This window comes from Enterobacter sp. 03-F-07-AD-ECC (assembly GCF_047530935.1).
Taxonomy (GTDB): domain Bacteria; phylum Pseudomonadota; class Gammaproteobacteria; order Enterobacterales; family Enterobacteriaceae; genus Enterobacter; species Enterobacter cloacae.
Genome location: NZ_JBLKBZ010000044.1, coordinates 1 through 7,553, shown reverse-complemented (window position 1 = coordinate 7,553; position 7,553 = coordinate 1). Strand labels below are relative to the sequence as shown.

At 61.3% G+C, this 7,553-nt stretch carries 11 protein-coding genes and 1 pseudogene; 6 read left to right on the top strand and 6 right to left on the bottom strand.

Features of this window, described 5'->3' with window-relative positions; all coding sequences use genetic code 11:
• Both ACMWKA_RS25195 and ACMWKA_RS25190 read right to left on the bottom strand, forming a co-directional pair.
• Positions 1-296 (bottom strand): IS110 family transposase (locus tag ACMWKA_RS25195; protein ID WP_032637403.1); only part of this gene is annotated, 296 nt, incomplete at its 3' end.
• 78 nt (positions 297-374) lie between these two features.
• Positions 375-809, bottom strand: a complete 435-nt coding sequence (locus ACMWKA_RS25190; protein ID WP_010981353.1) for a mercury resistance transcriptional regulator MerR — start codon at positions 807-809, stop codon at positions 375-377.
• Positions 810-879: 70 nt separating this feature from the next.
• Here ACMWKA_RS25190 and ACMWKA_RS25185 point away from each other — a divergent pair.
• The 5 genes and pseudogenes from ACMWKA_RS25185 to ACMWKA_RS25165 all read left to right on the top strand — a co-directional run.
• Positions 880-1,092 (top strand): annotated as a pseudogene (locus ACMWKA_RS25185) (mercuric reductase); the annotation flags it as partial.
• A 14-nt stretch (positions 1,093-1,106) separates the two neighbouring features.
• Positions 1,107-1,745: an organomercurial lyase MerB gene (gene merB / locus ACMWKA_RS25180; RefSeq protein ID WP_000761850.1), complete on the top strand. Its 639-nt coding sequence runs from the start codon at positions 1,107-1,109 to the stop codon at positions 1,743-1,745.
• 111 nt (positions 1,746-1,856) lie between these two features.
• Positions 1,857-2,222 carry a mercury resistance co-regulator MerD gene (gene merD / locus ACMWKA_RS25175; RefSeq protein WP_031942307.1) on the top strand — a complete coding sequence of 122 codons (366 nt, stop codon included), beginning with the start codon at positions 1,857-1,859 and terminating at the stop codon, positions 2,220-2,222.
• Positions 2,219-2,455, top strand: a complete 237-nt coding sequence (merE, locus tag ACMWKA_RS25170) for a broad-spectrum mercury transporter MerE (protein WP_005413392.1) — start codon at positions 2,219-2,221, stop codon at positions 2,453-2,455. Before merD ends, merE begins: the two co-directional genes overlap by 4 nt.
• A gap of 15 nt (positions 2,456-2,470) precedes the next feature.
• Positions 2,471-2,791 carry a DUF3330 domain-containing protein gene (locus ACMWKA_RS25165; protein ID WP_010981356.1) on the top strand — a complete coding sequence of 107 codons (321 nt, stop codon included), beginning with the start codon at positions 2,471-2,473 and terminating at the stop codon, positions 2,789-2,791.
• A 38-nt stretch (positions 2,792-2,829) separates the two neighbouring features.
• On the opposite strand, the gene ACMWKA_RS25160 is transcribed toward ACMWKA_RS25165, so the two are convergent.
• From ACMWKA_RS25160 to ACMWKA_RS25145, 4 genes are read right to left on the bottom strand one after another with little or no spacing between them, the layout of a single operon-like run.
• Positions 2,830-3,444, bottom strand: coding sequence for a recombinase family protein (locus ACMWKA_RS25160; RefSeq protein WP_010981357.1), 615 nt, complete (start codon positions 3,442-3,444; stop codon positions 2,830-2,832).
• A 60-nt stretch (positions 3,445-3,504) separates the two neighbouring features.
• On the bottom strand, positions 3,505-4,722 hold the full coding sequence (locus ACMWKA_RS25155; protein WP_011405615.1) for a TniQ family protein: 1,218 nt from the start codon (positions 4,720-4,722) through the stop codon (positions 3,505-3,507).
• Entirely contained in the window at positions 4,719-5,627 is a 909-nt protein-coding gene (locus tag ACMWKA_RS25150; protein ID WP_000393453.1) for a TniB family NTP-binding protein, read from the bottom strand. The genes ACMWKA_RS25155 and ACMWKA_RS25150 overlap by 4 nt, the downstream gene beginning before the upstream one ends.
• Before the next feature lie 2 nt (positions 5,628-5,629).
• Positions 5,630-7,312, bottom strand: coding sequence for a Mu transposase C-terminal domain-containing protein (locus ACMWKA_RS25145; RefSeq protein ID WP_010791757.1), 1,683 nt, complete (start codon positions 7,310-7,312; stop codon positions 5,630-5,632).
• Between the two features lie 149 nt (positions 7,313-7,461).
• Here ACMWKA_RS25145 and ACMWKA_RS25140 point away from each other — a divergent pair.
• The coding region (locus ACMWKA_RS25140) for an IS110 family transposase (RefSeq protein ID WP_071957402.1) at positions 7,462-7,553 on the top strand (92 nt) is incomplete at its 3' end.

Sequence of the window (7,553 nt, the reverse complement as noted above, 5' to 3'; positions counted from 1 at the left end):
TCACAGATAGCTTCAGCATCAACGAAGTCATTTTTGTTGCTTTTAACGAATGGGCGGACAAATTGCGGTGATATCAGCTTTGGAAAATGCCCTAACTCTGCCAGCTTGCGTGCCATAAAGTGAGAACCGCCACAGGCTTCCATCGCGATGGTTGTTGCTGGGCATGTCGCCAGAAATTCGATTAGCTTTGGTCGGGTGAATTTTTTACGGTAAACGGCCTTCCCACGATGATCCTGACAATGAATATGGAAAGAGTTCTTACCCAGATCGATACCAATAAGCGCAATGTTTTCCATGATGGTTCTCCGAATGAAAGCCTGTCCTCAGCATAGTACTGGGAAGGAGGGAGTGACCATCTCATTAAATAAAGCACGCTAAGCTGTGGAAGCCCCTGCCAAGCTCGTTCCACCTTGCAACGACGCAATCAGCGGACACGAAACATTCCCCTGCCGCGAATGGCAGGCGCACACCAGGTCAGACAGCACAGCCTCCATGCGCGCCAAATCGGCCATCTTCTCGCGCACGTCTTGGAGCTTGTGCTCGGCCAGGCTGCTGGCCTCCTCGCAGTGGGTGCCATCGTCGAGCCGCAGCAACTCGGCGATTTCATCCAGGCTGAAGCCCAACCGCTGGGCCGATTTCACGAATCGCACCCGTGTCACGTCCGCCGCGCCATAGCGGCGAATGCTGCCATAGGGCTTGTCCGGCTCGGGCAACAAGCCCTTGCGCTGATAGAACCGGATGGTCTCCACGTTGACGCCGGCTGCCTTGGCAAAAACGCCAATGGTCAGGTTCTCCAAATTATTTTCCATACCGCTTGACTCCGTACATGAGTACGGAAGTAAGGTTACGCTATCCAATTCAAATTCGAAAGGACAAGCCGAGGAAGGTAGCGGACGACTCATTGGGGTACAGGCAGTGGCCCCGGAAGCGGGCGAGCTGATCCAGACGGCGGTGCTCGCGATCCGTAACCGCATGACCGTACAGGAACTGGCTGACCAGTTGTTCCCCTACCTGACGATGGTCGAGGGGCTGAAGCTCGCGGCGCAGACCTTCACCAAGGATGTCAAACAATTGTCCTGCTGCGCAGGATGAAAGGAGATGGAACCATGAAGCTCGCCCCATATATTTTAGAACGTCTCACTTCGGTCAATCGTACCAATGGTACTGCGGATCTCTTGGTCCCGCTACTGCGGGAACTCGCCAAGGGGCGTCCGGTTTCACGAACGACACTTGCCGGGATTCTCGACTGGCCCGCTGAGCGAGTGGCCGCCGTACTCGAACAGGCCACCAGTACCGAATATGACAAAGATGGGAACATCATCGGCTACGGCCTCACCTTGCGCGAGACTTCGTATGTCTTTGAAATTGACGACCGCCGTCTGTATGCCTGGTGCGCGCTGGACACCTTGATATTTCCGGCGCTGATCGGCCGTACAGCTCGCGTCTCATCGCATTGCGCTGCAACCGGAGCACCCGTTTCACTCACGGTTTCACCCAGCGAGATACAGGCTGTCGAACCTGCCGGCATGGCGGTGTCCTTGGTATTGCCGCAGGAAGCAGCCGACGTTCGTCAGTCCTTCTGTTGCCATGTACATTTCTTTGCATCTGTCCCGACGGCGGAAGACTGGGCCTCCAAGCATCAAGGATTGGAAGGATTGGCGATCGTCAGTGTCCACGAGGCTTTCGGCTTGGGCCAGGAGTTTAATCGACATCTGTTGCAGACCATGTCATCTAGGACACCGTGATCGGATATCGACCCAATGTTCTACGGCACCGGCATCGGATTCGCAGCGCGCGGATTGAACTCGGCGAAACGGTATATGCATTGCCGTGAACCGACCAAAAGGAGGTGTTCGATGAACGCCTACACGGTGTCCCGGCTGGCCCTTGATGCCGGGGTGAGCGTGCATATCGTGCGCGACTACCTGCTGCGCGGATTGCTGCGGCCAGTCGCCTGCACCACGGGTGGCTACGGCCTGTTCGATGACGCCGCCTTGCAGCGACTGTGCTTCGTGTGGGCCGCCTTCGAGGCGGGCATCGGCCTCGGCGCATTGGCGCGGCTGTGCCGGGCGCTGGATGCGGCGAACTGCGATGAAACTGCCGCGCAGCTTGCTGTGCTGCGTCAGTTCGTCGAACGCCGGCGCGAAGCGTTGGCCAATCTGGAAGTGCAGTTGGCCGCCATGCCGACCGCGCCGGCACAGCATGCGGAGAGTTTGCCATGAACAGCCCCGAGCGCATGCCGGCCGAGACGCACAAACCGTTCACCGGCTACCTGTGGGGCACGCTGGCCGTGCTGACTTGCCCCTGCCACCTGTCCATCCTCGCTGCCGTGCTGGCCGGCACAACCGCCGGTGCATTCCTTGTCGAGTATTGGGTCATCACGGCGCTCGGTTTGACCGGCCTGTTTCTTCTGTCACTGGCGCGGGCGTTGCGGGCATTCAGGGAAAGATCATGAGCGCTTCCCGGCCGGATGGATGGACTACGGCGGAGGGCCCAAGCGTTCGAGCGCGGGCAAGGCTTTCTGTTCGCAAAGCCGATGCCGGCGGCGGCATTCGCCGTCTTCGTCAGTCAATGGAGGGGTGCCACCATGAATGCAAATGATCCGACCGCCACCAGTTGCTGCGTGTGCTGCAAGGAAATTCCGCTCGATGCCGCCTTCACACCGGAAGGCGCGGAGTACGTCGAGCACTTCTGCGGGCTGGAGTGTTATCAACGTTTCCAGGCGCGGGCCAGCACTGCGACCGAAACGAGCGGCGAACCGAACGCTTGCGGTTCGCCGCCGTCAAATTGAGACAAACCACGCTTTCGCTACGTCGCCTCATGTCGGCATCAAATTCGGCTGAGTAGCTTCTCGCCATCTGGACGTAGCTCGCCCTTGGGTGAAATATGCCGATACAGGGTCTGCCGCGTGATGCCAAGTTCCTGGCACAGGTCGCCGACCTTGGTCTCTGACTGCCCCATTGCCGCCATCGCCAGCCGCAGCTTGGCGGCGGTCATCTTGAACGGCCGGCCGCCTTTCCGGCCGCGTGCCCGTGCTGAGGCCAGGCCCGCCACGGTGCGCTCGGCGATCAACTCGCGCTCGAACTCGGCCAGCGCGGCGAAGATACCGAAGACCAGCTTGCCGGCGGCGGTCGTGGTGTCAATGGCCGCGCCGTGCCCGGTCAGCACCTTGAGGCCGATGCCGCGTCCGGTCAGGTCATGGACGGTATTGATCAGATGGCGCAGGTCGCGCCCGAGCCGATCCAGTTTCCAAACGACCAACGTGTCGCCTGGCCGTAGTGCCTTCAGACAGCTCGCCAGACCGGGACGATCCTCGCGTTTTCCGGACGCTTGGTCTTCATAGAGATGCGCCGGATCAACACCGGCCGCGACCAGCGCATCGCGCTGCAAGTCCGTCGCCTGGGAGCCATCCGCCTTCGATACTCGCATGTAGCCAATCAGCATCTTGTACCTGTCACATATACGTTCGATTATGTGACAGTTTGCATCGGGAAGCTCTGCACGTCAAAATTTGTCACTTAACCCGTCATTCTGTCTAAGGCATGCAAAGGGTAGGCTAGGCTCATAATGTGACAGAAATTCCGGGGGGATGCCTTCCTTCGCGAAGGTGGCGCGCAACTGTTCCAAGGAAGCGGGGTCGCGCCGACCATAGGAAGCCAACGCGAACAGCGAGCGTGCCGTCTCGGGGTTGTGTCGTGCTTCAATGATGGCCTCATCAATGGCCTGGATTGCACGCTGCCAGTGATCGACGGGTTCGGGCTTCGGCGCTTTCGCCGGCAGGCCACTGGTGAACCCGGTTTGGGGCTCGGACCAGAATAGCTTTGCGTGCTCGCCTGGCGGGCTTATATCCCTCACCTCAATCAAGCTGATTGCCGTTGCCGCCGCCTCCAGCATCTGCAACCGTACTGCCGGGTTCAGGGTTTCATACGGTCGCCACAGACTTTGCCCAGCACGCAGCGGATGCCCGCAGCATTCCCAGATTTGGCGGAGATACCCCGCGTAGGTGCCGCACGTCGAAAGCGGGGTGTTCAGCTCATCGAGCAGCGTGCGTAGCAGCCTAAACCACAATCCGGCGTGGATGCGTCGGCGCGGCAACTCCACGTGGCCGGTCGTCAGTGCCTGCCAGGTACGCTGGTCCATCGCCGCAATCGCGTCGCTGGCAGTGCGCGGTTCGGCGTCGGCGTTCTCCCAGCCGAGAAACCGCCCTGGCACGCCCCAATAGGATTCCAGCCAGCAGCCATGCAGTGGGCAGCTCAGCATCAGGGGCAGCTTCCACGCGAGCAGTACGGCTTGGTTCTCCGGATCGTTCAGACAGAGCGGGCAGGCGCGATGTATCGGCTGGCTGGGCAGCCAGGCACGCCAGCTCGTGATGGATCGCGTCCTACGGCGGAGTTTCGGCAGCAGCACCGAGAGCTGGAACGCATAGGTTTCCAATGCATCTGGAATCTGATCATCAAGGCTGTCCAGTAGCCAAGGCACCCAGCCGGCGAAACTCATGCAACGCAGCCGGTCCGGCTCGATGCCGCTCCGCTGGGAGAGCATCGCCAGCAGCGCCAGTGGTGGCGCGGTGTCCAGGTCATCAACCTGGCCGTGACCAAGATCGTGCTCCAGCAGCTCGGACACCTCCATGTGATAGCAAAGGGCCACGCGGTTGAGCCACGAAGACAAGGCTTCGCCTTCCCTGGGAGCCGGATGCAGTGGCCAGTGTGGCGCTGGCTTCACATCAGTTCCCGCTCGAATTGCCGCCGCCGCTCGCTGGGACCGGTGTAATCGGCCATGCTGAGCGTGCGATGGTTGATCGCTTCCTCACCGCTCTCCACGGCAGCGACGGCCGCCGCCATCAACAGGTGCGCCAGCTCGCCGATGGTGCCCTCGCTGCGCGTGAGCAGGTAGCGGGCCATATCCAGCGTGGCAATCGACGAGGGTCGCCGCAGCGGGAGCGAAGCCGCGAAGCTGGCCAGCAGTGAGCAGCAATCGTCGTTGGCCTCCCACACCGGCAGCATCATCGGCTCGAAGCGGTTTTCCAACTGGTCGTCCGAGCGGATCGCCAAGTAGGCATCGCGTGTGCCGACCCCGACCAGCGGGATGCGCAGCTCGTTGCCGAGGAAACGCAGCAGGTTGAGGAATTCCCGGCGGTTGACGCTGTTGCCGGCCAGGACGTTGTGCAATTCGTCGATCACCAGCATGCGCACGCCGACCTTGCGTAGCAGTGCCAGCGCCAATTGCTCCATTTCCGGCAGCCGTGGGCGCGGGCGCAATGGCGCGCCCATCGCGGCAAGTAGCGCGACGTAGAAGCGGATTACCGACGGTTCGGATGGCATCTGCACGACCAGTACCGGAATGTGCTCCTGGTCGGCGTCGGAGCTGGCCGGGTGGGTGCGGCGGAATTTCTCGACGATCATCGACTTGCCGTTGTTGGTTGGACCGACCAACAGCAGGTTGGGCATGCGTTGTTTGTTCGGCCACGCATACAGGGCTTCCAGCCGATTCAGCGCCTCGACTGCTCGCGGATAGCCGATCCAGCGGTCAGCGCGAAGGCGATGGATGCGTTCGTCCGCCGGAAGACGGGCCAAGCCCTGGGCCACCGGCATCAGGTGGGACAAGTCGATGATGGGATATTCTTCCACGGCTACCACTCCTCAATCTGGTCGAACGGTTTGGCAGGTGGCTGGTTGTCTGCCTGCGGGTCAGCCATGTCCGCGTCCGGTGGTGGCGTGGTTTTGAAAAGAACTGCCGTTGCCTTGAGATGCTGGCGTCGATCCGCGTCGCGCCGCGCCTTGCGCGTAGCTTTCTGCGCGGTGGACACGATTTCGCGCATCTGGCCGATCATGCGAAACAGCGCCGACTCATCCACCTGTTCGCGCCCTTGCTGCCGCAATTTCGCCAGCGCCTGTCGTTGTTCCCAGAGGGTGACAGCCGGGTGCGACAAGGTGCGGTATGGAATTTCCAGATAGTGCTGCCCCTCCGGCTCCAGCACCCAAATGCGGCTGATGTCGCGCGGGTCGCGCCGGATCAGGAACGCAGGCAAGCGGTCGCGCCGAGCTATCCACGGCTTGAGCGCATCGGCGTAGTAATGGATGTGGTCGATGACGAAGCCGGTGCGGGTCAGCGTGCGGCGGATGATGGGCAGAAAATCGACCAGAAAAGCCGTGGTGCGAGTGATGACGGTTGGCACGCCGGTCCGCGCGATAGCTTCGGCCCAGCGCGCTGCCGGCGGCTGGAGCAGGCCGTTGTGCACGGAGCCGTGGTAGGTGCCGACCGCCAATGTGAGCCAGCGCTCCAGCTCACGCAGCGTCAGGGCGGCCTTGTTTTCGGAATCGTAGTCGCCGCGCTGGTCAGGGTTGGAGAAGGTCGTCCCTGGCAATTCGTCGTGGATCATCTGCATCGCCGTGCCGATGATCCGTTCCACGATGCCGCCGTAGTGCGGCTGCCCGAGCGGGCGATAGTCAAGCCGGATGCCATGCTGCTCGCAGCCTCGGCGTAGCGCTTCGCTCTTGAACTCGGCCGCGTTGTCCAGGTAGAGCAGCCTGGGCTTGCCGCTCATCGGCCACTCCATTTCTATGTTCAGACCCTCCAGCCAGGGACGCTTGTCGCAGGCGACATGCACAAGGCACAGGCCGACCGAAACAGATGACGGCGCTTCCAGCGTGACGACCATGCCGAGCACGCAGCGGGTAAACACGTCGATGGCGATGGTCAGATACGGACGGCCAATCGGTTGCCGGTCGCGCTCGTCCACCACGATCAGGTCGATGACCGTGTGATCAATCTGCACTTGTTCCAGTGGCGCGGTCACGGCGGGAGGCTCACCACCGACACCTTGCAGGCTGCGGGACGCATCCTGACCTTCCCGGCGGCGAGTGGCCTTGAGCGGATCGAGGCCGGCGATCCGCAGAGCCACGGTGTTGCGCGCCGGCGCCCGCAGCTTTTGCGCTTTGCAAGCCTGCGCGACCTCGCGGTGGAACGCTGCCAGGCTACGCTTCTGCTTGGTCAGGAAGCGCTTTTGCAGCAACTCGCGGATGATGCGCTCAACTGATTCCGGCAAGCGTCCCTTGCCTTTTCCGCCGCCGGATCGGCTGCGAGCCAGGTCCGTCACAAGCCCAGCACCTTGCCGGGCACGGCGGATTAGGACATACACCTGCCGCCTGGACAGGCCAAGCGCGTGAGCAGCGGCATCGGCGGCTTCATGCCCGACCACATCAAGCGCTGCCAGCGGCCCGATGATTTCCGCCCGTTGCCGGGCCTGCGCCCAAGCCGCATCGGGCAGGGTGGCCACGCCTTGCTCGGCAATCAATGATGTGTCTGACGCCATGCTCACACCTCGCTTTGGTGCACACGAGTATTGAGCATAGTCGAGATTGGTGCAGATGACTTCTGATATTGCGTTGTCAGGAGTCGCCTGCACATCTGGCGTTACGCCCCGTCAATTGGTGCAGTCGTCTTCTGAAAATGACAACTATCATGGAAAACATTGCGCTCATTGGTATCGATCTGGGTAAAAACTCTTTCCATATTCATTGCCAGGATCGTCGCGGGAAGGCTGTTTACCGTAA